Raw genomic sequence first — 25,071 nt, forward strand, 5'->3', positions numbered from 1 at the left:
GTGTATGTCTGCCTTTGATCCAGATGTGCTCTATGCGGTCTTTAGTGAGGCAATGGAAGGTCTTGGGCCTTTCGGGTGCCCGCCGGTTGTCGCTGTTGCTGTTTCCGGCGGTGCAGACAGCCTTGCTCTTGCCTTGTTGGCCCGGCGATGGACTGTCGATCGTGGCGGTTGTCTTTATGCTTTGACGGTTGATCACCGTCTGCGTCCTGAATCAGCAACGGAAGCGTGTCAGGTTGCTGGCTGGATGAGGGCCTATGATATCAGGCACCATATCCTCGTTCCTGGTAGCGCGCCTCCACCGGGGGCAGGGCAGGAGTGGGCGCGGCGATGCCGTTACACGCTTCTGGACCAGTGGTGCCGGGAACAGGGAGTTGTTCACTTGTTGCTCGGTCACCATCGGCGTGACCAGGATGAGACCCGGGTTCTGCGTCGTAATGCCGGCAGTGGTCCTCTTGGTCTGGCGGGAATGGCACCCCTTGTGACCCGTGAGAATATATGCCTGCTGCGTCCCTTGCTTGATGTTGATCCTGATGCCCTCAGGGCCTTTCTGATACACAGCGGCCAGCCTTGGATTGAGGATCCTTCCAACAAGAACCTGCGCTACGAGCGTATCAAGATTCGTCAGCGTCTTTTGGCGGGTGATGAGCAGGGCCACCCGGGAACGCGTGCTGCCGAGCGTTTTTGTTTTGAGCGGCGTGTTGATGAAGTGTTGGCTTCTGCCGTCCGGATTGACGCGTCTGGTTTTGCGATCTGTGATTATCAGGTGCTGCGGGATGTCTCGCCAGATGAAGCGATGCATGCCTTGCGTCGTGTTCTGATGTGTGTTGGCGGCCTGGAATACCCGCCACGTCAGGAGCGTTTGTCACGACTGATGGACAAGCTCCCTGCGAGGGCAACGTTGGGGGGATGCGTTCTTGTCCCCCAAGAGTCCGGCTTGCTTGTTGCACGGGAAACGCGGGGTTTGCCGGATCGGATTCCTGTGGCTTTGTGGCCAAGTGTCCAACGATGGGACGGTCGCTTTCTGATTGGACATGAGGGAGATGTCCCGGAGCATCTGTCCCTTGCGCCTTTGGGGCATGAAGGGACCGCCTTTCTCAAAGCATTGGAGGGGTGTATAACGCCTTTGCAGGGGGTTCCCCTGATCGCGTTGGCGACACTTCCCGCTTTTTGGCTTAACGGGGTACTGGTATCTGTGCCGCAAGTAGGCTATTTCTCAGTAAAAACCGGGGTGGATCGGGCTTTTTCTGTGTTTGCCCGCTTTTCTCCCTGTCATCCGCTGGGATCATGCAGTTTCCGCCTTGCGGGGGGTCCATCCGGGCCTATGTAGATTGGATATTAAGTGACTGTACGCTGCAGAGTGGAGCCGGTTGGCACCGGCAGCGGGTTTGATGGAAGGGCAGTGCTTTGAATTTCAGCAAGAACTTGCTTCTGTGGGTGATAATAGCCGTCCTTCTGGTGGCGCTGTTCAACCTGTTCCAGACGTCTTCGCCTCGTAATGCAGGAAGTGCCATTGCATTCTCTGACTTCCTTGAGAGGGTTGACCGGAAGGAAGTGGTTGCCGTGACCATCCAGGGTGGTCGTATTTCCGGCTCCTTGCAGAACGGTCAAGCTTTCTCCACCTTTATGCCAGACGGGTCCAATGTGGTGCAGCAGTTGCGCGACCATAACGTCCGTATTGCAGCGTTGCCACGGGAAGATGATGTTCCCACGATTTGGGGGGTCCTGATTTCGTGGTTCCCGATGTTGCTGTTGATTGGCGTGTGGATTTTCTTCATGCGACAGATGCAGGGCGGATCACGCGGGGCCATGGGTTTTGGAAAGTCCAAGGCGCGTCTTTTGACCGAGAAGGCCGGACGTGTGACCTTTGATGATGTTGCCGGCATCGACGAAGCCAAGCAGGAACTGGAGGAAGTGGTCGAGTTTCTGCGCGATCCCCAGAAGTTCCAGCGTCTCGGTGGCAAGATTCCCAAGGGTGTTCTGCTGGTTGGGCCTCCGGGGACGGGGAAAACGCTTCTTGCGCGTGCGATTGCCGGTGAAGCAAACGTTCCCTTTTTCACGATTTCAGGGTCTGATTTCGTTGAAATGTTTGTTGGCGTCGGTGCCAGTCGTGTCCGTGACATGTTCGAGCAAGGCAAGAAGAACGCGCCCTGTATTATTTTCATCGATGAAATTGATGCTGTGGGTCGTCATCGTGGTGCCGGTCTTGGTGGCGGTAATGACGAACGTGAGCAAACCCTGAACCAGCTGCTTGTGGAGATGGACGGTTTCGAAGCCAATGAGGGGGTTATCCTGATTGCAGCGACCAACCGGCCCGATGTTCTGGATCCTGCTCTTTTGCGTCCGGGCCGCTTTGACCGTCAGGTGGTGGTGCCGAACCCGGATGTTCTGGGACGCGAGAAGATTTTGCGTGTGCATACCCGCAAAAGTCCGCTGGGACCGGATGTCGACATCAAGGTTATTGCGCGCGGGACACCGGGCTTTTCCGGTGCTGACTTGTCCAATCTGGTGAATGAGGCCGCCCTGCTTGCTGCCCGCAAGGGAAAGAAAGTTCTGACCCACTCTGATTTTGAAGAGGCAAAAGACAAGGTTCTGATGGGTGCGGAGCGTCGCTCCATGGTCATGACCGAGGATGAGAAGCGGATGACTGCTTACCACGAGGGGGGGCATGCCCTTGTGACCTTGCACTGTCCGGCCTACGACCCCATCCACAAGGCCACGATCATCCCCCGTGGGCGGGCCTTGGGGTTGGTACAAAGCCTGCCGGAGCGGGATCGCTACTCCGTCAGCCGCGAATATCTTGAGTCCTTCCTGGCGATTGCCATGGCCGGTCGTATAGCAGAGGAGCTGATTTTTGGCCCCGAGAAAGTTACGACCGGAGCCGCGCAGGATATCAAGATGGCCACGGACCGTGCCCGGAGAATGGTGACGGAGTGGGGGATGTCGGAGAGTCTGGGGCCATTGGCCTATGCCGCGCCAGAGGGGGAGGTGTTTCTGGGGCATACGGTAACGACCCAGAAGAACATTTCTGAACAGACAGCGCGTGAAGTGGACATGGAGGTCCGTACACTGGTTGATCGTGGCTACAAGCGTGCGCTGAAGATTCTCACCGAGAACCGTGACCAGTTGGAGCGTATTGCTCAGGCTTTGCTTGAGTATGAGACCCTGACCGGTGCCGAACTTCGTGGCCTTCTGGATGGACAGCCTATCGTCCGTGACGATGATGACTCGTTGCCATCTGCCACGGGGTCTGGCGCTGCGTCTGGTCCTGTGCGGAAGTCCTCTGTACCTTCCAGCGGGAAACCTGATACAGGCTTGTCAAACCGGCCCGGGCCGGAACCTCAGCCGGAAAGTTGAAAGTTCTGGTTATGGGCAGCTTGTTGTTTGCAAACAAAAGTCCCGCGTTGCCGCGGGCCTTTTGTTTGGCTCCTTCCGCCATTTCAGGCTCTTTCCCCCTGTATGTTGTTCCGTTGGGTGTGACTCTGGGCGGTGTGCATGACAGCCCCACCTGGATGGTTATCTGGCGTGATGAGACGGGTGTTGCCGGTCGCGCCGTTGTTTCACGCGAAGCCTTGGTTCAGTGGGCCTGTCAGGGGGGCGATGAGATTTTGGCCCATACGACGCGGCGTATGCGTTTGTGTGAAGGAAAAGGGCCCTCCTCTTTTCTGGAAACAATGTTGCCGGACGGTCCTGTCGTTATGGGGATCATTAATGTAACACCAGACAGCTTCTCCGATGGCGGAGACTACCTGGATGTCGATACGGCCGTTGCGCGTGGTATCGCTATGCTGGAAGCAGGCGCCGGTATTCTTGATGTTGGGGGAGAGTCAACGCGGCCTGGCGCTGCACCGGTGTGTCATGACGAGGAAATCCGACGCGTTGTTCCTGTCATTCGGGCTTTGGCCAACTCCGGTGCGGTTGTTTCTGTTGATACCAGGCATGCGCCGGTCATGGAAGCTGCCGTTGCGGCCGGGGCCTCCATTATCAATGATGTTTCGGCCCTGAGTGGTCCGGGTAGTCTGGATATGACTGCTCGTTTGGGAAAACCTGTCATCTTGATGCATATGCAGGGTGAACCGGGGACAATGCAGCAGGCACCTTCCTATATGTGTTCTGCTCTGGATGTTTTTGATGCGTTGGAAGAACGTATTCATGCTTGTCGCAGGGCTGGTATTGACCAACAGAATATTTGTGTTGATCCCGGTATAGGCTTTGGCAAGCTGGCATCACATAATGCAGATATTCTGGGGCATCTTGGTCTGTATCGCGGGCTGGGCTGTCCTGTGGCCCTGGGTGTGTCACGCAAGAGTTTTATTGGTCAGGTTGCGGGTGTTGCTGATCCTCTTCAGCGGCTTCCCGGTTCATTGGCTCTTGCGACCCTTGGGTGGGAGCAGGGCATCAATATTGTGCGTGCGCATGATGTGGCTGCAACAGTGCAAGCGCGTAATGTATGGCAAGCTGTGCGCTCTGCCGCACAATAGAGAGACCGAGGCAGTTTATGGGAACAAGAAAGTACTTCGGTACAGACGGTATACGTGGGACAGCCAATGTAGAACCCATGACGGCCGAAACTGCGTTGCGGGTCGGAATGGCTGCCGGGCGTATTTTTACCCGTGGTCCTCATCGACATGCTGTTGTTATTGGCAAGGATACCCGGCTGTCAGGCTATATGCTCGAACCTGCCCTGACTGCCGGTTTTATCTCGGTGGGGATGGATGTTCTGTTGGTGGGACCAATGCCAACGCCGGCAGTTGCCATGCTGACCCGGTCGCTGCGCGCTGATCTGGGCGTAATGATTTCTGCGTCCCATAATCCTTACCAGGATAATGGGATCAAGCTGTTCGGGCCCGATGGTTACAAACTGTCCGATGAGGTCGAGGCTTCGATCGAGACCCTGATGCAGGAGCTGGATGCACCGGAGCATCAAGCCGTAACCTTGTCCTCGCCAACGGGCTTGGGTCGGGCCAGGCGTCTGGATGATGCCGGTGGCCGGTATATTGAATCCGTCAAGCAGACATTCCCCCGGGGGCTTCGTCTTGACGGGTTGAAGGTTGTTGTGGACTGTGCCAATGGGGCTGCCTATCGCACAGCGCCCTCTGTTCTGTGGGAACTGGGGGCAGAGGTGATTCCCCTGGGCGTTGATCCGAACGGGGTCAATATCAATGATCGATGCGGCTCTCAGCATCCAGATGCCATGCAGGCTGCCGTTATCAGCCATGGGGCTGATATTGGTATTGCTCTTGATGGTGATGCCGATCGCCTGGTGTTGTGTGATGAGCACGGACATTTGGTTGATGGCGACCAGATTCTGGGCCTGATTGCCCGCGCTCTCCGAAACAGGGATGAGTTGCCGGGCGACACCGTTGTTGCGACCGTGATGTCCAACCTGGGGCTGGAGGCATTTCTGCGGTCAGAGCGCATCCAGTTGCTTCGGACTGCAGTCGGGGATCGCTATGTGATGGAACAGATGCGTGCCAGCGGTCTTGCGCTTGGCGGCGAGCAGTCTGGTCACATCATTCTGGGCGATCATGCAACAACGGGTGATGGGCTTGTTGCGGCTCTGCAGGTTTTGGCAGAGCTTGTGCAGTCTGGTCGTAGTGCGAGTGAGCTGCTGCGTGTTTTTCACCCGTATCCCCAAGTGTTGCGGAATGTGCGTGTCGCTGGCCGTAGCCAGGCAGATCATGCTTTGGCTTCCGATACGGTAAAAGGCTGTGTTGGTCACTGGGAAAAGCGGCTGGGCGTGACCGGGCGCGTTCTTTTACGGAAATCCGGTACAGAGCCTTTGATCCGCGTTATGGTGGAGGCAGAGGATGCCGGCTTGGTCGAAGATGTCGCGCTGGATTTATGCCGGGCTATTGAGTCCAGTGCGGATGGAGGCGTGTTATGATGGTCTCTTTATCCCGTGGGCGTGTGTTGATTATTGCCGGCTCTGATTCTGGCGGTGGTGCCGGTATTCAGGCTGATATCAAGACAGTGACATGTCTGGGTGGTTTTGCCGCAACGGCGATTACAGCATTGACGGCCCAGAATACAAAGGGTGTGTTTGGTATACACCCTGTCCCAGAGTCTTTTGTACGCGACCAGATTGCAGTCGTCATGGAAGATATTGGGGCTGACTGTATCAAGATCGGGATGTTGGCAACAACAGGCATCATTCGTGCTGTCTCGCAGGCGCTTGACGACTTTGCAGCGGATGTGCCGGTTGTTCTTGACCCGGTCATGTACGCAAAAGGGGGACATGCCCTGCTTGAACCCGATGCGGTTCAGGCCATGAAAGAGATACTCATCCCGAAATCATTCTTGATCACGCCCAATCTTCCCGAGGCGGGGGCCTTGGTTGGTCAGGATATCCTCGATGAGTCTTCCATGGTTCATGCGATAGATGCCCTGCGTGCGCTTGGTTCTTCGGCTGTTCTGTTGAAGGGTGGGCATCTGGATGGTGATCTGTTGGTTGACTTGCTGATTCATGCCGATGGCGTGGATCGTTTCCAAGGTGAGAGAATGTTGACCCGTCACACGCACGGGACAGGGTGTACGCTGGCTTCTGCTGTTGCTACGGGTCTTGCTCAAGGGCTTTCGCCTTTGGCTTCTGTGACGCGTGCCCGTGATTATGTGCGTGTTGCCATTGAAACGGCACCCGGATTTGGGCACGGGCACGGACCTCTCAATCATAATCATACTCTTCAGGTTCATCGGGCAGCACATTAAGGCCGATGTTTTTCTGAGCGATGCCTGCCTCCAGGAGCTCAGGGTGTGATCCATCTGGGGAATATTGTTGTTCTACAGGGGGCTTGTATGCTTGACAACGCCCCTATTGATTGTATTTTTTAACATAAACTACCTGTGCTTGAATATTAGGGGCAGGCAAGCTACCCTTCGCGCGCTTTTGCTTCCAGCAACTTGTGTAGGGGGGGGTCAATGACTCGCAGGGTGGAACAAGACAGTTTCCTGGGGAACAGCGCTGTCTTCCGTGTTTCTGAGTGTTTCTTTCCAACAAAGCGCCTTCTTGCCGGTGATAGTACGCGTGTGCTTCCTTCTGAAGCCCTGACGCATCGTATTGGGAGCTCCGGAGATGACACGATCCGTGCCGAACCTGGACCAGAATTGATTGATGGCTTGGATGGAACAGATCTTGTTGATTATTCAGAGCAGGAATCGTCCGAACTGGTTCAGCTTCCCTCTGCTATCCCCACAACAGAGGTAGATGTGCAGCTCCCTGATCAAGAAGAGTCTTTGGCCGCTGACCGTACTGGTAACGGCGAGGCTAACCTTTTTATAGATGCGCCTGCAGCAGAAGTGATTGATGGGCATGGTGGGGTCGATGTAGTCGATTACTCCAGATCCTCTGCGGGTATACGCGTTTCGCTTGCCGGGAAAAACGATGCATACGTCTATGTTGACGGCATCTGTCAGGATGTTTTGCGCAACATCGAGGGTGTTGTCGGTACGTCCTTGGCTGATGAGTTGCGTGGTGATGACGGTGTCAATGTCTTGATCGGAAATGGTGGCGACGATCTTATTGAAGGTGCCGGCCAAGGTGATTTGCTGATGGGGGGAGCCGGGGCCGATATCTTTGTTTATCGCCACGTCTCTGATTCCAGTCCGCAGTATCAGGACTTTATCGCAGATCTGAACAGCTTGTCTGGAGATCGGATTGATCTTTCAGACTTTGATGGGAACGTGATGCGTGAGGGCTTCCAGCCTCTTGCGTTCTCGGGTGATGTCCCGCGTGTTCATTCTATCTGGTATCAGGGTGATATGGATGTGGGGTGGGGAGCAGGAAAAGTTGTTGCAGATGTCAATGGTGACCTGGAACCGGATATTACGATCGGAGTGTGGGAAATGTCAGCCCGGCAAGGAAAAATCAATGTGGTGTTAAGGCATGAAGTCCTTGGCACGGATGGTGATGATATGCTTGTGGCAACGCCGGGGCGGGATCTTGTCGATGGTCTCGCCGGGTTTGATTTTCTTGATCTCTCGGAGAGCAAGAAGTCTCTGTATGTAGAGCTATCCGGATCACAGGACAGCACAGTTTTTGTTGATGGCTTCTCGGATGACATTGTTCGTAATATTGAGGGAATAAAGTCAGGGGCCGGGAATGATGTCATAAAAGGGGATTCTTTTAACAATGTCATCGTTGGTGGGGCTGGTGATGATGTCCTTTTTGGTGGAGAGGGTCAGGATATCCTGACCGGAGGATCAGGTTCTGATCGTTTCGTTTATAATGCTTCGCTTGATGGTGGGGATACAATCCTTGACTTCAGTGTCGCTGAAGGCGACGTCCTGGATTTCGGTCTGACACCAGTCGCGTCCCTTCTCCATTTCTCTACAGATGGTCCGAAAGCACATGCTGTGTGGTGTGTGCCGGGTGGTCCGGGGAACCCGGCTCTTGTTCTTGCAGATACCAATGGTGATACCGTCCCTGATTTTACGGTTACGCTCTTGGGGTTATTCTCTGAAGAAACGCCCAAGGTTTTGCTCCCGGGGTCTTCTGATGCTACTGCTGCTCTTACTCCGCCTGCGTACAAACCCCATGGGTCTGGTAGCGTGAACCCTATTGAGGAGTCCACGGTGCCTGTCAGTGCCCAGGATCTCGTTACAGAGCCGGATCCGGTGGAAGATTTTATAACCGGTTCTGCTCCATTAAGTGTGGTTGAAGTGAGTCCTTCCGGGGGGCATATCAGCTCTGATGTGGAGCTCTTTTCGTGATGTTTTCTGGCAGTATGGTGTGTTGCTTGGAAGAGAGGATGCACGGTGCTGCAGCGCAATGATAATGATGGGAAAGTCGCCCTCATGTTAATGCATGGGGGCGATATAATACTATATATCGAATACATTGATAATTTTATGATACTATTGATATGAAATATGAAATGAATAAAGTGGGAGGTCTTGATCATGAAACCATACGATATGGACCCAAAGCTGTCGATCGTCGGGACAAATCAAAATGATCTTTTCATAGGAAACGATGAAGGTAACATTTTTCGTGGAAGAGGTGGTCGCGATATCCTGGATGGCTCTGGTTGTCAGGATACGGCGGATTATTCTGACAAGCTTGCTTCTGTTGTTGTTACCTTGAAACGATCCTTGCCTGTCAATGTTTTTGTCGGCGGTGTAGCCGAAGATGTTCTCATCAATATTGAAAATGTCATCGGGGGGTCGGGTGATGACAGGCTGATTGGTGATGATGGCCTGAATGTATTCCGGGGAGGGCCGGGGAAAGACTACATTGATGGTGGTGACAGTACGGATTGCGCAGATTATCTGGACAAGGATTTGCCGGTTCACGTTACCCTCAATGGGAAGCACGAAGTCACAGTTTACGTTGGGGGAGAGCCGGAGGATACGATACGGAATATCGAGCAGATCATTGGTGGTTCCGGTGATGATCGTCTGATCGGGGACGATCAGGGTAACACCTTCCATGGTGCTGGCGGACGCGACTACATTGACGGCGGTGCCGGTATGGATACGGTTGACTTCCTTGACAAGACGCAGCCGGTACACCTGACCTTGGCCGAGAAGGGGATGGAAAGTGTGGCCTTTGTCGGGGGTATTCCCGAAGATACGATCAAGAATATAGAGGTTGTCGTGGGGGGATCAGGCGACGATCGTTTGATCGGAAACAGCTTTCTCAACTGGCTTGCCGGTGGGGACGGCAATGACACCCTGCAGGGGAATGGTGGCAGGGATCTTCTGATTGGCGATAAAGGTGCGGATACATTTGTCTATATTTCCTTTGAGGATTCGCTGGTAGATACGCCCGACTACATTGTTGACTTCAACAGCGCAGAGGGAGATCGCGTTGATCTTTCAGCCATTGATGGAGACCGTTTTGCCGATGGATTCCAACCGTTGCGTTTTGGCGGAACGCTTCCTCATCCCAATGGGGTTTGGTATGAGGAGTGTGGAGAGGTCAATCAGTTGGGGGGTATGATTGCAGGGCGCAACATCAAAATTCATGTTGATGTTGATGGTGATGCCTTGGCGGATATGATGATAAACCTTTGCGAAGGGGCACCCGAAGGTGCGCCTAATCTTGTATTGTCCGATCCACTCTACCTGTTGCCCTAGTTATTCCTTGAACCGGAGGCAGGGGTATTGCCCCTGCCTCCTTTCTTTATGTCACAGCAGGAAGCGTGTTCGTATTGTGCCGGGAATTGTTTCCAGCGCCGTCCGGATGGCGTCCATGTCTCCTTCCCGGGTGTCGACGTCAACAACAACATAGCCAATATTGGATGATGTTTGTAGATATTGGCCTGTAATATTGACTGTGTGTGCCGAGAGAACTTCGTTGATTCGGGCCAAAACTCCCGGGACATTCTTGTGTATATGCATAAAGCGTGATCCACCCTGATGCATGGGGAGCTGCACTTCGGGGAAGTTGACAGCGCCTAAAGTTGAACCGTTATCAGAGTACTTGACCAGCTTCTCTGCAACCTCGGTGCCGATATTGACCTGTGCTTCCAGGGTGGAGCCTCCGATGTGAGGGGTCAGGATAACGTTGTGCAGACCGCGAAGAGGACTGATGAATTCTTCCTTTGAATCAGCAGGTTCCTGTGGAAACACGTCAATGGCTGCACCGGAAAGATGTTTTTTTCTCAGGGCGTTGGCTAAAGCATCAATGTCTACAACCTGCCCCCGGGCCGCATTGATCAGTGCTGCACCGGGCTTCATCACGGCCAGTTGCTCCGCGCCAATCATGTTTCTGGTTTCGGGGGTTGATGGAACATGCAGGCTGACGAAATCGGATGCAGCCAGCATCTCATCCAGGCTGGCGCACGAGCAGGCATTGCCAAGCGCCAGCTTTTCAACGATGTCATAGAACAGGACCCGCAGCCCAATATTCTCAGCCAGGATAGACAGCTGGGTGCCGATATGGCCATAACCGATGATGCCCAAGGTCTTTCCCCTGACTTCACAGGCCCCGTCTGTGCTTTTCAGCCAGCTTCCGCCGTGGGTGTTCCAGTTCTTTTCCGGGATACGCCGTGCCAGCATGATGATTTCCCCCAGAACCAGCTCGGCAACGGAGCGTGTATTGGAGTAGGGTGCGTTGAAGACCGGTATCCCCATGGTCCGCGCTGCATCCAGATTGACCTGATTGGTTCCGATGCAGAAGCACCCGACGGCAATAAGTTTGTTGGCTGCAGCCAGAACATCAGATGTCAGTTTTGTACGTGAGCGAATTCCGACCATGTGAGCATCGGCAATGGCTTGTTGAAGCTCAGCTCCATCCAGGGCGCCCCCATGACATTCCACCGTTGTATAGCCTTGAGCGGTAAGGTAGGTGACGGCGCTGCTGTGGATATTCTCCAGAAGCACAATTTTTATTTTGTCTTTCGGAAGAGAGAGCTTGCTCACAGATATCCCCTTGAATCTGGATAGGGACGACAGGCGTGGCGCCAGTTCCCTTTTGGATTGCCGAATATGTGGCCAGGGTTTATCACACACACACGTCTTTGGGCATCCCCGTATTGTGTGTAGAGCGGGAATTTATCCGTAATAATCTTCCCTGGGTGATGTTTGTTCTGTTGCAAGAATTCAGGAGCATGTGTGATGCAAAATGGTCGTATTGATGCGTGTCTGGAGAAGCTAGGGCTTGTTCTGCCCCCTGCTGTGGCCCCCGTTGCCAATTATGTGCCGTGGGTTGTTCTTGGGACGCAGGTCGTGATTTCCGGGCAGCTTCCCATGCGTGATGGAAGCCTGATGACAACCGGTCTTCTGGGGCGCGAGGTCAGCGTGGACGATGGTGCCGCTGCAGCACGTCAGTGTGCGCTTAATCTGCTGACGCAGTTGAAGGCAGCGTGTGGTGGTAATCTTGACCGGGTTCAGCGTGTGGTTCGCCTGGGTGGTTTTGTTGCGTGCACACCTGACTTTACCGACCATCCCAAGGTGATCAACGGGGCTTCTGATTTGATGGTCCAGGTATTTGGTGATGCAGGACGTCATGCCCGCGCTGCCGTTGGGTGTCCATCCCTGCCGCTGGGTGCTGCTGTGGAAGTTGACGGGGTCTTTGAAATCGCCCCCTGATATCACTTAGGGATTGCTCTAAAATCGGGCGACGGGCATTTCGGTGTTGCTATTGTTCCGTCGTCCGGCTCCATAGTGAGCAAAAAACAGATCCCGGAACCCCCCGTGTTCCTCGTCAAGGAGAGGTTCCCGGCGTGGTGCGAGAAAGAACGACTTGACCTGCTCCATCGCCAAGGGGCTGAGTGAGTCGGGCCGTACAAAGGTTGACATGCGTGGTGCCAGGCATTCGGCGACCTGCTGGCATCCAGCCATTTGTGGTGACAGTGGCAGATGGGTGCGCGAGAGAGCTTCCATCGCCTGTATTAGACTTTCTTCAGTCGATGGGGATGTTTTTCCATAAGTGCTCTGGTCCATTTCGTTGATGTGATGGACAACCTGCTCCAGAAACTCCGTCATTGTCCTGGCTATGCTTTTACAGCTTGCGGCGGAGATTTTCAGCGGTGAAAAGACCCGGTTATCCCACCATTGCGTCAGGGCCGTATGGGCACGGCAGTGCTGACGCACAACGGATGGATCGGCTATACCCTTCATCAGAGCGCCGGCCATGTCTTCCTCTTCCATCAGGCAGTGAACAAGCCAATAGATGGTGATGGTATCAACGAAGTAGTGTGTCAGTTTCTCGTTCTCATGGTTGGCCGCATGGGCCCCACGAGTCAGCAGGATCAGGAACATGCCGTGATGGATATCGCAGTACCAATGACCTGTTCTCAAATGCTCCGGCAGAAGAGGGGATCGGACCACGGGAGCAATGTCTGATTCCTGGAGAATGGTTTGGTCCTGTGCGGTGGCCAGCTGCATGACAGTGTTCCCGTAAGAGAATCGCCCGTATATCGTCATGCTGTTGCCCTGCCGCGTCAATTGCGCGGCAGGGCCTTGTGGCCAAGGCTATATGTACAAAAACTGCCTTCAGTTTGTTTCATGGTCGGAAACCAGAAACGGTAGGTTTGCTGTATCGGCCTTCCCGGATGGATCCCGTACCGTAATGAAGAGGCGATAGGCCCCGGGTGCCGGACTGATAAACGTCAATTGCTGTACGCTGTTGTGTCGGATGTGCACAGGTATCTGTTCCGGAATCGATTCAATATCTCCACCCTTTCTCAGATCCGTTGATTCCTTTCTTACAATCCATTCCGTGACAAGGGCCTGTCCTTCCGGGTCAATGGCATCAACGTGGGCAATGATATCGTCACCGGAATGGTGTACATCAGTATTGATACTGGCATGGCGTATTTCCGGGGCCTTGTTCGTCACGGTCTTCCCCCAGGACTCAATCAGGGCGTCGGTCATTGGGGTCAGGCTGCCGTCTTTGAGTAGAAGGCCGTGCCATGTTTCGGTTTGTTCCTGTTTGGCTCCCCACACGAAAGCAAATCCACCGACAAGTTGCGGGCTTTCCTTTATGAAGGCCATTGCATCCCTGAAAAATTTGGCCTTCTGGCTGCCTGTCAGCTCCAGCGGAGCACCCCATGCCTTCCTGGTTGCATCCCACTGTCCCAAGGGGCCAAATTCGGTGATGGCAACGGGTTTGCGGATACCTGCCTTTTGCAAGCGATCCGGAAGTCCATACAATCCGTCACCATAGGTGTTGATGCCAATAATATCGGCATGCTGGCTATGATCTGCCAAGATTCTCAGGCGGTCATCCCCCATGTTGACTACAATCATGATGGTGGGGTGTTCCTGGTCTATGGCCTTGACCATGGCTGCTGTTTTGTTCACAAGCCGCCATGCCGGTCTGGGATCGCTTTGAAGAAGCTCGACTTCATTGCCAATGCCCCATGCGAGAAGAGCCGGGTGATCGCGGTGTTGGGTTACAAAATCGCGGATCCTGGCGTTTTGTTCTTCTACAGCTTTTGGGTCGTCAAGATTGAAGCCCCGGCGTGGATGCTCAAGCCATACCCCCATAATCACTTTCAGCCCCAGTTTGGCGGCTTCATCCAGAACCCACGCATCTTCCTCACCGTAAAGGCGAATGAATTTCCCGCCATTCTTGGCAAAGGCTTCCAGATTGCTTTTGTCGCCTGAAAACGCAGCGCCAAGCCACGGAGTTCCTTCAAGGGGTTGAGCGCAATGAGCTTGATGGATCATCATCGACAGCAGGAGAGCTGCAGTCAGGGGCGCAATGTAACCGCGTGTCATGGCGTGTCCTACCCAACTTATATATGTGCAACCTGCACCCTATAGGTCTTTTTCTTGTGTCAGCAAGGTAAACTTGCTCTTGAAACAGGACCTTTTCAGTCTTATTAAAGAAGGACTGAAAAGGTCCTGTTTCCGTGGCTGATGGTAGGCAAATGTCAGGGGTGTTTGTATGCTTCGCATTAACAAGTTGACCGACTATGCCGTTGTTCTGTTGGTATACATGGTAAAAGTTGGTGGGCGGCACTCTGCTCAACAGGTTGCCGGTGAGACCGGCATTCCCATGCCGACGGTCGCCAAGATTTTAAAGACCTTGACACGGGAAGGGCTGGTTGTTTCGGCCCGGGGTGTGTCCGGCGGCTATGGTCTGGGGCGTGGAGCCGAGCAGATCACGGTTGCCGATATCGTGCAGGCTGTCGAGGGTCCTATTGCCCTGACATCATGTGTAGACGAATCGCCGGATGGATGCGGGATCGGGAACCTGTGTCCGATGAACGGCCATTGGAATCGGGTGAATGGCGCTGTATACCGTGCGCTTTCAGACGTGACCCTGGCCGATATGGCATCAGATCCGCTGCCGTTTGTGCCCCGGACCGTGACCGTGGCCTGAGCAGCACAGAGTTTCAAAGGGAGCAGGACGGAGCATGGCGGCAACAGACAGCACAGCCAGAACCGTAAAGGAACTGGAACATTACCGATACGGTTTTGAAACCGATATCGAAAGCGATCGGGCTCCCAAAGGCTTGAACGAGGATATTGTCCGCTTCATTTCCGCAAAGAAGGTGGAGCCGGAATGGCTGCTGGAATGGCGCCTTAAGGCCTACCGCTTGTGGCTGACGATGGAGGAGCCTGACTGGGCAAACCTGAATTATCCAACCCCGGATTTCCAGGATGCCTATTACTATGCGGCGCCCCGTCAGAAAGTGGGTCCAGCCAGTCTGGATGAAGTGGACCCGGAGCTTCTGAAGACATACGAGAAGCTTGGCATTCCGCTGAAAGAGCAGGAAGTCCTGGCCGGTGTTGCCGTTGATGCCGTCTTTGATTCGGTATCCGTTGCAACAACCTATAAAAAGCGCCTGGAGGACATGGGTGTTATTTTCTGCTCCATTTCCGAGGCAGTCCAACGGTTCCCGGACTTGGTGCGGCAGTACCTTGGATCTGTCGTGCCGGTGGCTGACAACTTCTATGCCTGTCTGAACTCGGCGGTCTTTACGGATGGCTCCTTTGTGTACATCCCAAAGGGGCTGCGGTGCCCGATGGAGCTGTCGACCTATTTCCGTATCAACGAAAAGAATACCGGGCAGTTCGAGCGGACCCTGATTATCGCCGATGAAGGGGCGTACGTTTCCTATCTGGAAGGCTGTACGGCCCCGCAGCGTGACGAGAACCAGCTGCACGCTGCGGTGGTTGAGCTTGTTATCCTGGATGATGCCGAGATCAAGTATTCCACGGTTCAGAACTGGTACCCCGGTGATGCCGAAGGACGGGGTGGGATCTACAACTTTGTGACCAAGCGTGCAGCCTGTCGCGGGCGGAATGCCAAGGTTATGTGGACCCAGGTTGAAACCGGGTCGGCCGTAACGTGGAAGTATCCCTCCTGTATTCTCCAGGGCGATAATTCGTCAGGGGAGTTTTATTCGGTTGCCATCACCAATAATTTTCAGCAGGCCGATACGGGCACAAAGATGATCCATATTGGCCGTAACACGACGTCCAAGATCATTGCCAAGGGTATTGCTGCAGGCAAGTCGGATCAGACCTATCGTGGACTGGTGCGCATTATGCCGGGTGCAGAAGGGGCGCGGAATTTTACGCAGTGTGACAGTCTTCTGATCGGCGATCAGTGCGGTGCGCATACCATTCCCTATATCGAGAACCGCAATCCCTCGGCCCGGACTGAACATGAAGCAACGGCAAGCCGTATCTCCGAGGAGCAAATGTTTTACTGTCTGCAGCGCGGGCTTAATCCGGAAGAAGCGGTTGGTCTGATCGTCAATGGGTTCTGCAAGGAAGTTTTGCAGACCCTGCCGATGGAGTTTGCCGTCGAGGCCCAGAAGCTGGTTTCCATTTCGCTTGAAGGCAGCGTTGGTTGAGCCTGCGACAGAAGGAATAACAAGATGTCACTGATTGAAATTCGTAATCTTCATGCCTCTGTTGACGGGCGGGAAATTCTAAAGGGTGTTGATCTGGTCATTGAGCCGGGCACGGTTCATGCCCTGATGGGGCCCAATGGAACTGGCAAGTCCACCCTGTCCAACATCATTGCCGGGCGTGATGGATACGATGTCACACAAGGCGAGGTGCTGTTTGATGGCCAAAACCTTCTGGAACTTTCGGCAGACGAGCGCGCCCGTGCCGGGGTGTTTCTGTCATTCCAGTATCCGGTGGAAATTCCGGGTGTGGCCATGTCAACCTTTCTCAAGGCTGCGCTGAATGCCTGTCGCAAGACACGCGGGGAACCCGAGATCGACCCTGTGGCGTTCCTGAAGTTGGTCAAGGACAAGGCGCGCGAACTTGGTGTCAGCGATGACATGCTCAAGCGCCCTGTCAACGTCGGTTTCTCTGGTGGTGAGAAAAAGCGGGCCGAGATCCTGCAAATGTCGGTGCTTGATCCCCGGTTTGCCATTCTGGATGAAACGGACTCCGGTCTGGATATTGATGCACTGAAGATCGTGTCCGAAGGGATCAACGCCCTGCGGGGGAACCAGCGTTCTTTCCTGGTGATTACCCATTATCAACGGCTCCTGCGCTATATCGTGCCTGATGTGGTCCATGTCTTTGTCGGCGGCAAGGTCGTTCGCACCGGTGGTCCGGAGCTGGCGGAGGATCTGGAGGCAAATGGCTATGCCGGATATCGTGATGCTGCGGCTTGAACGGAAGGTTCTGTCATGATGAAGAATGCCGCACTGCCTTTGTTCGGGTGTGACCATGACGTGGATGTGCCGGGTCAGGCTGCCTGGTTGTCTGACTTGCGTCGCCTTGGTATGGAGGCTTACGAGAAGCAAGGGCTTCCCGGGCGCCGGAGTGAACGGTGGAAGTACACGCAGGTTCGTGACCTGACCCGTCTTGACTGGGCCTTGATACGTGGCGGGGCTGTTGAGAGCGTGGATTCTGTTATCACGAACCATGCCTTGGCTCTTGAACAAGCCTGGACCGTTGTTCTGGTGAATGGCTGCTACGACGAAGCCCTGACCCGTTCGGTTAATCTTTTGTCAGCATGTGAGCGCCCTGATGGGCTTGACCTGCGTCCCCTGGGGCAGGTTATGGCACAGGAGCCGGCAGCCTTGGAGGGGCTTCTGGGGCAACTTCTGCCCTATCACGAACATCCCTTTGCGGCGCTGAATACCAGTGTGCTGGCTGATGGCCTGTTCGTCAGAGTGCCGGACAACGTCGTTATTGATGTGTCTGTTCATGTGGTAGCCATTTACACCGGTGAAAGACAGGCACGCAGCGTGCAGCCCCGTCTTGTGCTGGATCTTGGGCGGAATGCCCGTCTTGTCATGGCAGAGAGCCATGTCTCTGCGGACGAGCACCCTGTCTTTGCCAATTGGGTTCGTGAAATACGGATGGCCGAAGGCTCTTCCCTGGATCATGTGGTGCTCCAGAACATGAACGGTGCCAGCACATGGTTTATGGCCGGACAGTCTACCTTGGCTGAATCAGCCTCCCTTGACAGCTTCTCTGTTCTGACAGGGGCACGCCTGTCCCGCTCCGATCTCTGCGTCGAGCTTGCAGGCCAAGGTGCCAGTGCCCTGGTCAACGGGGTCTATGCTGTGGGGCATGATCAGCACGTTGATACAACAACCTTTATGGATCATGCTGTGGCCGGCTGTACCTCGAACCAGGTCTGGAAGGGTGTCCTGGACAGCAATGGGCGTGGTGTTTTTCAGGGGCGTGTACTGGTTCGTCGTGATGCACAGCAGACCGATGGCCAGCAGTTGCACAAGGCATTGATGTTGTCGCGTGGCGCCGAAGTGGATACCAAGCCGGAACTGATGATTTACGCTGATGATGTCAAATGCAGCCATGGTGCGGCAGCAGGTGCACTGGACGAGGACGCACTCTTTTATCTGCGTGCCCGGGGTATTCCGGATGATGTGGCGCGTTCACTTCTGATTGAGGGCTTCTTGGACGAGGCTGCTGTTATGGTCCGTCATCCAGCACTGCAGGCAGCCATTCTGAAGCACATTCATGCGTGGTTGGGGGCACGAAGCCAATGACGGTGGCTGTAACCCCAACAAGTGCGATTGTACGGCCTTTTGATGTTGAGGCCATCAGGGCTGATTTTCCTATTTTGTCCCGTACGGTGCATGGCAAGCCCCTTGCCTATCTGGATACGGGGGCTTCTGCCCAGAAGCCGGCTGTGGTTCTCGATGTCATGCGGCGGGCTTATGAGGAAGAGTATGCCAATGTCCACCGTGGCGCCTATTGGCTGTCCGAGCGTTCTACGCTGGCTTATGAGGCCGCGCGTCGCAAGGTTCAGGGGTTTCTGAATGCAGCTTCGGAACGGGAGATTGTCCTGACCCGTGGTGCGACAGAGGCGATTAACCTGGTTGCCAACAGCTATGGTCGTGCCTTTCTGAAACCCGGAGACGAGATTGTTCTGACCGAGCTGGAACACCACTCCAATATTGTACCGTGGCAGATGCTGCGTGATCAGTTGGGGCTGGTTCTGAAGGTGGCACCTGTCTGCGACGACGGTTCCCTGGATCTTGATGCCTTCTCTGATCTTCTGACCCCTCGTACCCGTTTGGTTGCCGTTGCCCATGTGTCCAATGTGCTGGGGACTGTCCTGCCTGTCCGCGACATATGCAGCCGGGCCCATGCGGTTGGTGCCGTTGTGCTGGTGGATGGATGCCAGGGTGTGGTGCATCAGGGTGTCGACGTTCAGGAGCTGGGCTGCGATTTCTACGTCTTCTCTGCGCATAAGCTATACGGGCCGACCGGTGTTGGAGTTTTGTGGGGGCGGGAGACGCTTCTTGACAGAATGCCGCCATGGATGGGCGGGGGAGACATGATTTCCTCGGTCACGTTCGAGAAAAGTGAGTGGGCGTCCCTGCCTGCGAAGTTTGAGGCCGGAACACCGCCCATTGTTCAGGTCATTGGTCTTGGTGCCGCGATTGATTATGTCGCAGGAATAGACAGAGGGGCTGTCCTTGATCACGAAATGGATCTTCTGTCCTTTACGATGGAAGCCCTGTCTGATCTGGGGGGGCTGACTGTCCATGGCACCACGGCAGGGAAAGCTGGTCTTGTGGCTTTTTCCACCACATGGGCCCATCCCCATGATCTGGCAACCGTTCTGGATCGGCAGGGTGTATGCGTGCGGGCAGGGCATCACTGTGCCCAGCCCTTGATGGCGCGCCTTGGCGTTTCATCCACAACACGGGCCAGCTTCGGACTTTACACAAACCGTGCCGATATTGATGCCTTTATCAAGGCATTGCGTTTGGCACGCGATCTTTTTGAATAGGGCGCCTGCCATGACCATGAGACCGCCTATGTATGCGTATGATCCTCCTCCTCCGGCTGAAGATGGAGAGGCCATCGAGATTGGAACACCTCTGGAGCCTGGAACACCGGTTGCCAGCGAGGACGAGGTTATTGCCGCGTTGAGAACGGTTCACGACCCGGAAATCCCCGTGAATATTTACGATCTGGGTTTGATCTATACCCTTGAGATCGGAGATACCGGAGATACACGGATTGTCATGACGTTGACGGCTCCGGCTTGTCCTGTCGCCGGGGAGATGCCCGAGGAGGTCGCTCACGCGGTTGCACGGGTAGAGGGCGTTGGCCGCGTGTCGGTGTCGCTGACGTGGGATCCACCCTGGACTCCCGACCGGATGACCGAAGTGGCCCGTGTTGCCCTGGATATGTTCTGAAGCCTGCTTGTGTGGAGAGACAGACGATGTTTGCTGAACCCGGCAAGAAGATCCTGCAGCTGACAGATGCTGCTGCGCAGAGGGTGCGGGACCTTGTGGCCCGCTCCGAGAAGCCTATGATCGGTCTGCGGGTTGGGATCAAGACCCGTGGCTGCTCCGGCATGTCTTATGTTGTTGAGTATGCGGAAGAGAAGAAGCCTTTCGAAGAAGTGATCGAGGACAAGGGGGTAACCATTCTGGTGGACCCCATGGCCTTGATGTTTGTTCTTGGCGCCACGATGGATTATCGCGTCGACAAATTTTCATCGGGGTTTGTTTTTGACAATCCCAACGAAACAGGCCGTTGCGGTTGTGGTGAAAGTTTCAGCGTTGATAAATCGGTTGCGACCGATTAGTGCGTTTGCTGTTTTGTAGGTTTCGGTTGGCCCAGATCTGCACAGCGGTCTGGGCTTCTGTTTGTGCTCATTCTTTTTCTTGTTTCAATCACGGCATTCACAGCTATATGTTGGCCGCCGGCTGCGGGTCTGCGCCGGCCTTTCCGGTCCGTGTTTTGACTTCACAAGGCTTCCTGTTTCGGGGCATTGTGATTGCCTTGCGGTGCGCCGTTGCTGGTCTGTTTTTGATGTGAGGAAGAGCTGATGAAAATTGCCATACCGAAGGAGCGGCGTGACGGAGAACTCCGGGTGGCGGCTACTCCGGAAACTGTGAAAAAGCTGATCGGCCTTGGATACAGGGTTTCTGTTGAAACGGGCGCTGGGCTTCATTCGTCTGTTGCAGATGCCCAGTATGCCGAGGCTGGTGCTGAAATTGGTGCCGATGCGGCCTCCACGCTTTCTGACGCTGATATTGTCCTGAAAGTCTCGCGCCCGATGATGGCAGGTGACGGGTTTGACGAGGTTGCTCTTCTGCCAAGGGGCAGCCGTCTGTTTTGTCATCTGAATGCCCTGTCAGAGCCAGCCTTGATCAAGGCTTTGGCTGAGCGTGGCGTTGATGCGTTTGCAATGGAACTGATGCCCCGCATCACACGTGCGCAATCGATGGATATTCTGTCATCGCAAAACAATCTGGCTGGCTATCGGGCTGTGATTGATGCTGCGGCTGAATATGGCCGTGCTTTCCCGATGATGATGACGGCGGCAGGTACTGTGGCTCCGGCCCGCGTTCTGGTTTTTGGCGCCGGTGTTGCCGGCCTTCAGGCTGTCGCAACAGCGAAACGGCTTGGGGCAATTGTCCATGCTACCGATGTACGCCCAGCTACGCGTGAGCAGGTTGAGTCCTTGGGTGGCAAGTTTGTTGTCGTCGATGAGGCGATGGAAAAAGAGGCGGAAACAGCCGGAGGCTATGCCAAGGAAATGCCGCCGGAATATTTTAAGCGCCAGAAGAAGGTTGTCGGCGATTTCCTGCGCAAGGCCGACATTGCGATTACCACGGCCCTGGTTCCCGGGCGTAAGGCACCTGTTCTCATCTCTGCGGATCAGGTGGGAGACATGAAGCCGGGTTCGGTCATCGTTGATCTGGCCGCAGAGCAAGGGGGGAACTGTGCCCTGACAGTCCCCGGTCAGACGGTTCTTCATAACGGGGTCAAGATTGTTGGCAATCGTGATGTTGCCAGTCGGCTGGCGGGCGACAGCTCTGCCCTTTTCTCGCGCAATCTGTTCAACTTCATTCAGTTTCTGACCGACCGCGAGGCGAAGAAACTGGAAATCAATCCGGATGAGGCCTTGGTCAAGGGGACATGTGTCACCCGCAATGGTGCAGTGGTGCACCCGCAGCTGACCGCTGTTTGACAAAAGGAAGGGAGACAATGGATACCCAATCTATTCAGGAAGCAGCCAAGGCCCTGTCTTCTTCGGCCGCCGATTTGGCTGAAAAAGCATCCCTGCTTGCTACTCAGGCATCTTCGGCCGCCCATGCGGCTGCAGCAGGGCAGGGTCATGATTTCTGGTACCTGATGATCATTTTTGTTCTGGCCTGTTTTGTCGGATTTTATGTGGTTTGGTCTGTGACACCGGCCCTGCATTCCCCTTTGATGGGCGTCACCAATGCCATCAGTTCCGTCATTATCGTCGGGGCGTTGATTGCTGCCGGTCCTTTGGATATGTCCGCATCGGGTGTTCTGGGGTTCTTTGCGGTCATGCTGGCTGCAGTCAATATTTTTGGTGGGTTCATCGTGACGCAGAGAATGCTTCAGATGTTCCGTAAAAAGGATAAATAGGGAGCGCCACGCCATGATGAATGTGACAGGTTTGACCATGATGGCCTATGGGGTGGCGGCTATCTGTTTTATTTTGGCTTTGCGTGGACTCTCCAGCCCGGTCAGTGCCCGGCAGGGAAATCAGCTCGGGATGGCCGGCATGGCGATTGCCGTGTTGACAACGCTGATTTCTCCTGCAGTTCATAGTTATGGACTGATTGTTCTGGCTATCGTCATTGGTGGTGCTGTCGGAACAGTTGTTGCTCTGAAAGTCAAGATGACGGCCTTGCCGCAGCTGGTCGCTGCCTTCCATTCCCTGGTTGGTATGGCAGCCGTTCTGGTTGCTACGGCGGCGCTTCTGTCGCCGGAGAGCTATGGGATCGGTACGGTCGGTCGTATTCAGGCAGGGTCGCTTGTCGAGATGAGCCTGGGGGTTGTGATCGGGGCTATAACATTTTCGGGTTCCGTTATTGCCTTTGGCAAGCTTCAGGGGCTGATTGCCGGGAAGCCCCTACAGTTTCCGATGCAGCATAAACTGAACGCTTTGCTGGGCGGAGCGCTTGTTTTCCTGATTATTGTGTTTGCCTTGTCTGAAAGCCACAGCATCTTCTTTCTGCTGATGATCATGGCTTTTGTCCTGGGGTTTTTGTTGATCCTGCCCATTGGCGGGGCTGATATGCCTGTCGTTATCTCCATGCTGAACTCCTACTCTGGATGGGCGGCCTGTGGTATAGGCTTTACCCTTGGCAATGCCTTGCTGATTATTGCCGGGGCCCTGGTGGGGGCTTCCGGGGCTATTCTGTCCTATATCATGTGCAAGGGCATGAACCGCTCTATCTTCAATGTGATCCTGGGTGGTTTTGGCGGTGAGGCTGCGCAAGGGGCTGCTGCTGGTTCCGGCACAGATCGTGCCGTCAAGGCGGGTTCAGCAGATGATGCGGCGTTCATCATGAAAAATGCTTCCAAGGTTATCATCGTTCCGGGCTATGGAATGGCGGTTGCTCAGGCCCAGCATGCCCTTCGTGAAATGGCCGATGCCTTGAAGGCAGAGGGAGTTGAGGTCAAGTATGCCATTCATCCTGTCGCGGGTCGTATGCCGGGGCATATGAATGTGCTGCTCGCCGAAGCCAATGTCCCCTACGATGAGGTTTTTGAGCTGGAGACCATTAACAATGATTTCCAGACAGCCGATGTTGCCTATGTGATTGGTGCCAACGATGTTACCAATCCGGCGGCGCATACGGATCCATCCAGCCCGATCTATGGCATGCCTATTCTGGATGTGGAGAAAGCGCGGACCGTCCTGTTCGTCAAGCGCTCCATGGCTTCGGGCTATGCTGGGGTCGAGAACGATCTCTTCTTCCGCGATAACACGATGATGCTTTTTGGTGATGCCAAAAAGGTAACAGAAGAGGTTGTCAGCGCGCTGAACTAATGTACGTCATGCATGTATGAGGGCTGAAGGCCGGATGTGTGGAGTTCGGCCTTTTTCTTTCAGTGTTGTGTAGGTCTTAGGTCAATAATGCGCCTTGCCTTCCCGGAGGAGCGCTCGATCGTGTTCTCGTGGGCAATTGTAATTTTTGCGGGTACCCCCAGAGTGCGCTTTATGCAATGGGCCAGATCGGTTCTGGCCGCAGTTTGCACGTCCTTATCATGAAGGCCGGAGCGTAACTCTGTCTTTATCTCCAAATAATCTTTGTGCCCTTTGCGACGTATAACAAGCTGATAAACAGGAGCTAGTCGAGGGTCACGCAGAATAATGGCCTCGACTTGCGTGGGGAGCACCTTGACCCCCTGTATTGTGAGCATGGCATCGGAACGGCCTGCTGTCCGTTCCATACGCCTCAAGCCTCGCCCGGTGCCGGGAAGAAGACGGGTCAGGTCATGCGTACGATAGCGTATCAGTGGCATGGCTTCCCGGGTTAGCGTGGTCAGTACCAGTTCACCAAAACTCCCGTCGGGCAAGACGGCCCCCGTATCCGGATCGATGATTTCCGGATAAAAATAGTCTTCCCATATGTGTAGGCTGCCCCTGCTGTTCGGGCTTTCTATCGCTACGCCGGGTCCCATGATTTCCGAGAGGCCGTATATGTCAATGGCCTTCAGGTCGAAACGCTCCTCTATTGCGCAGCGCATTTCTTCTGTCCATGGTTCCGCCCCCAAGATACCCATTTTCATGGAGCTTTTCCGGGGATTGATGCCTTGCCGTTCCATCTCGTCGGCGATAACAAGCATGTAGCTTGGGGTAGCCATGATAATGTCAGGTTTCAGATCTTGTATGAAGTGTATCTGTCGCCGTGTGTTCCCGCCTGAAGCGGGAATAACCGTGCACCCCAGTGCTTCGGCACCATAGTGCGCCCCTAGGCCACCCGTAAATGGCCCGTACCCAAAGGAAACCTGTACACGCATGCCCTGACGTACGCCTGCTGTTCTGAGGGACCGTGCCATAAGGCGTGTCCATATTTCCAGATCAGTCCGTGTATATCCGGTGATGGTTGGTGTACCGGTTTGCCCTGATGAGGTATGCAGGCGAAGAATACGTTCCATGGGTACGGCAAACAGGCCACTCGGATAATGGAGGCGTAGATCGTTTTTAGATATGAAAGGAAAATGCGCCAAGTCGGGAAGTGTTTGTAGATCATCAGGGTGTATGGCGGCTCTTTGACAGGCTTTCTGGAAAGGTAGAATCCTGTCCCATGCATTATAGAGTGTGTGACGCAGGCGTTGTAGCTGGAGTGCAGATAATTGCTCGGGATCGGCCCATTCCATCGGATCCAGCAGATAAAGCGGCTTTGATGGATGACAGGTTATCATGGTGTGGCGCTTTCT

Annotated in this window: 22 protein-coding genes; 18 read left to right on the top strand and 4 right to left on the bottom strand. The window is 54.6% G+C overall.

The features are described 5' to 3' along the window. The first annotated feature begins 4 nt into the window (after window positions 1-4). From tilS to HEQ61_RS00660, 7 genes are all read left to right on the top strand, one after another. Window positions 5-1,327: a tRNA lysidine(34) synthetase TilS gene (gene tilS / locus HEQ61_RS00630; RefSeq protein ID WP_168018684.1), complete on the top strand. Its 1,323-nt coding sequence runs from the start codon at window positions 5-7 to the stop codon at window positions 1,325-1,327. 77 nt (window positions 1,328-1,404) lie between these two features. Then, complete coding sequence (gene ftsH, locus HEQ61_RS00635) at window positions 1,405-3,354, top strand: ATP-dependent zinc metalloprotease FtsH (RefSeq protein WP_168018685.1); 1,950 nt, start codon at window positions 1,405-1,407, stop codon at window positions 3,352-3,354. Beyond that, complete coding sequence (gene folP, locus HEQ61_RS00640) at window positions 3,351-4,478, top strand: dihydropteroate synthase (protein ID WP_245183035.1); 1,128 nt, start codon at window positions 3,351-3,353, stop codon at window positions 4,476-4,478. Before ftsH ends, folP begins: the two co-directional genes overlap by 4 nt. 17 nt (window positions 4,479-4,495) lie before the next feature. Then, a complete protein-coding gene (glmM, locus tag HEQ61_RS00645; RefSeq protein WP_168018686.1) occupies window positions 4,496-5,884 on the top strand; it encodes a phosphoglucosamine mutase in 1,389 nt (462 codons plus the stop codon). Next, on the top strand, window positions 5,884-6,705 hold the full coding sequence (gene thiD / locus HEQ61_RS00650) for a bifunctional hydroxymethylpyrimidine kinase/phosphomethylpyrimidine kinase (protein ID WP_168019203.1): 822 nt from the start codon (window positions 5,884-5,886) through the stop codon (window positions 6,703-6,705). Before glmM ends, thiD begins: the two co-directional genes overlap by 1 nt. A gap of 210 nt (window positions 6,706-6,915) precedes the next feature. Then, a complete protein-coding gene (locus tag HEQ61_RS11380; protein WP_168018688.1) occupies window positions 6,916-8,706 on the top strand; it encodes a M10 family metallopeptidase C-terminal domain-containing protein in 1,791 nt (596 codons plus the stop codon). 189 nt (window positions 8,707-8,895) lie between these two features. Beyond that, window positions 8,896-10,074: a M10 family metallopeptidase C-terminal domain-containing protein gene (locus HEQ61_RS00660; protein WP_168018690.1), complete on the top strand. Its 1,179-nt coding sequence runs from the start codon at window positions 8,896-8,898 to the stop codon at window positions 10,072-10,074. Between the two features lie 51 nt (window positions 10,075-10,125). Here the strand turns inward: HEQ61_RS00660 and serA are convergent, their stop codons facing one another. Next, window positions 10,126-11,361, bottom strand: coding sequence for a phosphoglycerate dehydrogenase (serA, locus tag HEQ61_RS00665; protein ID WP_168018692.1), 1,236 nt, complete (start codon window positions 11,359-11,361; stop codon window positions 10,126-10,128). A gap of 195 nt (window positions 11,362-11,556) precedes the next feature. Here serA and HEQ61_RS00670 point away from each other — a divergent pair, with 195 nt between their 5' ends. Next, complete coding sequence (locus HEQ61_RS00670; protein WP_168019204.1) at window positions 11,557-12,030, top strand: RidA family protein; 474 nt, start codon at window positions 11,557-11,559, stop codon at window positions 12,028-12,030. Window positions 12,031-12,048: 18 nt separating this feature from the next. Here HEQ61_RS00670 and HEQ61_RS00675 read toward each other — a convergent pair whose 3' ends face one another. Further along, the gene (locus tag HEQ61_RS00675; RefSeq protein ID WP_168018694.1) at window positions 12,049-12,828 is read right to left on the bottom strand and encodes a hypothetical protein; all 780 of its coding nucleotides are present in this window, start codon (window positions 12,826-12,828) and stop codon (window positions 12,049-12,051) included. A gap of 108 nt (window positions 12,829-12,936) precedes the next feature. Beyond that, window positions 12,937-14,166, bottom strand: coding sequence for a glycoside hydrolase family 2 TIM barrel-domain containing protein (locus tag HEQ61_RS00680; RefSeq protein ID WP_168018696.1), 1,230 nt, complete (start codon window positions 14,164-14,166; stop codon window positions 12,937-12,939). Between the two features lie 169 nt (window positions 14,167-14,335). Here HEQ61_RS00680 and HEQ61_RS00685 point away from each other — a divergent pair, with 169 nt between their 5' ends. The 10 genes from HEQ61_RS00685 (at window position 14,336) to HEQ61_RS00730 (ending at window position 23,677) form a co-directional block, all read left to right on the top strand. After that, window positions 14,336-14,773, top strand: a complete 438-nt coding sequence (locus tag HEQ61_RS00685) for an SUF system Fe-S cluster assembly regulator (RefSeq protein WP_168018698.1) — start codon at window positions 14,336-14,338, stop codon at window positions 14,771-14,773. Between the two features lie 34 nt (window positions 14,774-14,807). After that, window positions 14,808-16,256, top strand: coding sequence for a Fe-S cluster assembly protein SufB (sufB, locus tag HEQ61_RS00690; RefSeq protein ID WP_168018700.1), 1,449 nt, complete (start codon window positions 14,808-14,810; stop codon window positions 16,254-16,256). Between the two features lie 24 nt (window positions 16,257-16,280). Then, window positions 16,281-17,036 carry a Fe-S cluster assembly ATPase SufC gene (gene sufC / locus HEQ61_RS00695; RefSeq protein ID WP_168018702.1) on the top strand — a complete coding sequence of 252 codons (756 nt, stop codon included), beginning with the start codon at window positions 16,281-16,283 and terminating at the stop codon, window positions 17,034-17,036. Between the two features lie 15 nt (window positions 17,037-17,051). Continuing rightward, window positions 17,052-18,383: a Fe-S cluster assembly protein SufD gene (sufD, locus tag HEQ61_RS00700; protein WP_168018704.1), complete on the top strand. Its 1,332-nt coding sequence runs from the start codon at window positions 17,052-17,054 to the stop codon at window positions 18,381-18,383. Continuing rightward, window positions 18,380-19,636, top strand: coding sequence for an aminotransferase class V-fold PLP-dependent enzyme (locus HEQ61_RS00705; protein WP_168018706.1), 1,257 nt, complete (start codon window positions 18,380-18,382; stop codon window positions 19,634-19,636). Before sufD ends, HEQ61_RS00705 begins: the two co-directional genes overlap by 4 nt. A gap of 28 nt (window positions 19,637-19,664) precedes the next feature. Then, entirely contained in the window at window positions 19,665-20,048 is a 384-nt protein-coding gene (locus HEQ61_RS00710) for an SUF system Fe-S cluster assembly protein (RefSeq protein WP_168018708.1), read from the top strand. Window positions 20,049-20,074: 26 nt separating this feature from the next. Next, the gene (locus HEQ61_RS00715; RefSeq protein ID WP_168018710.1) at window positions 20,075-20,443 is read left to right on the top strand and encodes a HesB/IscA family protein; all 369 of its coding nucleotides are present in this window, start codon (window positions 20,075-20,077) and stop codon (window positions 20,441-20,443) included. Between the two features lie 243 nt (window positions 20,444-20,686). Then, window positions 20,687-21,835 carry a Re/Si-specific NAD(P)(+) transhydrogenase subunit alpha gene (locus HEQ61_RS00720; RefSeq protein WP_168018712.1) on the top strand — a complete coding sequence of 383 codons (1,149 nt, stop codon included), beginning with the start codon at window positions 20,687-20,689 and terminating at the stop codon, window positions 21,833-21,835. Window positions 21,836-21,852: 17 nt separating this feature from the next. After that, on the top strand, window positions 21,853-22,263 hold the full coding sequence (locus tag HEQ61_RS00725; protein WP_168018714.1) for an NAD(P) transhydrogenase subunit alpha: 411 nt from the start codon (window positions 21,853-21,855) through the stop codon (window positions 22,261-22,263). Between the two features lie 16 nt (window positions 22,264-22,279). After that, a complete protein-coding gene (locus HEQ61_RS00730; protein ID WP_168019205.1) occupies window positions 22,280-23,677 on the top strand; it encodes an NAD(P)(+) transhydrogenase (Re/Si-specific) subunit beta in 1,398 nt (465 codons plus the stop codon). Window positions 23,678-23,736: 59 nt separating this feature from the next. Here HEQ61_RS00730 and HEQ61_RS00735 read toward each other — a convergent pair whose 3' ends face one another. Beyond that, window positions 23,737-25,056, bottom strand: coding sequence for a phenylacetate--CoA ligase family protein (locus HEQ61_RS00735; RefSeq protein ID WP_168018716.1), 1,320 nt, complete (start codon window positions 25,054-25,056; stop codon window positions 23,737-23,739). Between the last annotated feature and the right edge of the window lie 15 nt (window positions 25,057-25,071).

It is taken from the genome of Haematospirillum sp. H4485 (assembly GCF_012102745.1).
Lineage (GTDB): Bacteria > Pseudomonadota > Alphaproteobacteria > Rhodospirillales > Rhodospirillaceae > Haematospirillum.

Coding starts and splice junctions, on each gene's coding strand:
- tilS (WP_168018684.1), top strand. CDS start 5: ATGTCTGCCTTTGATCCAGATGTGCTCTATGCGGTCTTTAGTGAGGCA.
- glmM (WP_168018686.1), top strand. CDS start 4,496: ATGGGAACAAGAAAGTACTTCGGTACAGACGGTATACGTGGGACAGCC.
- thiD (WP_168019203.1), top strand. CDS start 5,884: ATGGTCTCTTTATCCCGTGGGCGTGTGTTGATTATTGCCGGCTCTGAT.
- HEQ61_RS11380 (WP_168018688.1), top strand. CDS start 6,916: ATGACTCGCAGGGTGGAACAAGACAGTTTCCTGGGGAACAGCGCTGTC.
- HEQ61_RS00660 (WP_168018690.1), top strand. CDS start 8,896: ATGAAACCATACGATATGGACCCAAAGCTGTCGATCGTCGGGACAAAT.
- HEQ61_RS00670 (WP_168019204.1), top strand. CDS start 11,557: ATGCAAAATGGTCGTATTGATGCGTGTCTGGAGAAGCTAGGGCTTGTT.
- HEQ61_RS00675 (WP_168018694.1), bottom strand. CDS start 12,828: ATGCAGCTGGCCACCGCACAGGACCAAACCATTCTCCAGGAATCAGAC.
- HEQ61_RS00680 (WP_168018696.1), bottom strand. CDS start 14,166: ATGACACGCGGTTACATTGCGCCCCTGACTGCAGCTCTCCTGCTGTCG.
- HEQ61_RS00685 (WP_168018698.1), top strand. CDS start 14,336: ATGCTTCGCATTAACAAGTTGACCGACTATGCCGTTGTTCTGTTGGTA.
- sufB (WP_168018700.1), top strand. CDS start 14,808: ATGGCGGCAACAGACAGCACAGCCAGAACCGTAAAGGAACTGGAACAT.
- sufC (WP_168018702.1), top strand. CDS start 16,281: ATGTCACTGATTGAAATTCGTAATCTTCATGCCTCTGTTGACGGGCGG.
- sufD (WP_168018704.1), top strand. CDS start 17,052: ATGATGAAGAATGCCGCACTGCCTTTGTTCGGGTGTGACCATGACGTG.
- HEQ61_RS00705 (WP_168018706.1), top strand. CDS start 18,380: ATGACGGTGGCTGTAACCCCAACAAGTGCGATTGTACGGCCTTTTGAT.
- HEQ61_RS00710 (WP_168018708.1), top strand. CDS start 19,665: ATGTATGCGTATGATCCTCCTCCTCCGGCTGAAGATGGAGAGGCCATC.
- HEQ61_RS00715 (WP_168018710.1), top strand. CDS start 20,075: ATGTTTGCTGAACCCGGCAAGAAGATCCTGCAGCTGACAGATGCTGCT.
- HEQ61_RS00720 (WP_168018712.1), top strand. CDS start 20,687: ATGAAAATTGCCATACCGAAGGAGCGGCGTGACGGAGAACTCCGGGTG.
- HEQ61_RS00725 (WP_168018714.1), top strand. CDS start 21,853: ATGGATACCCAATCTATTCAGGAAGCAGCCAAGGCCCTGTCTTCTTCG.
- HEQ61_RS00730 (WP_168019205.1), top strand. CDS start 22,280: ATGAATGTGACAGGTTTGACCATGATGGCCTATGGGGTGGCGGCTATC.
- HEQ61_RS00735 (WP_168018716.1), bottom strand. CDS start 25,056: ATGATAACCTGTCATCCATCAAAGCCGCTTTATCTGCTGGATCCGATG.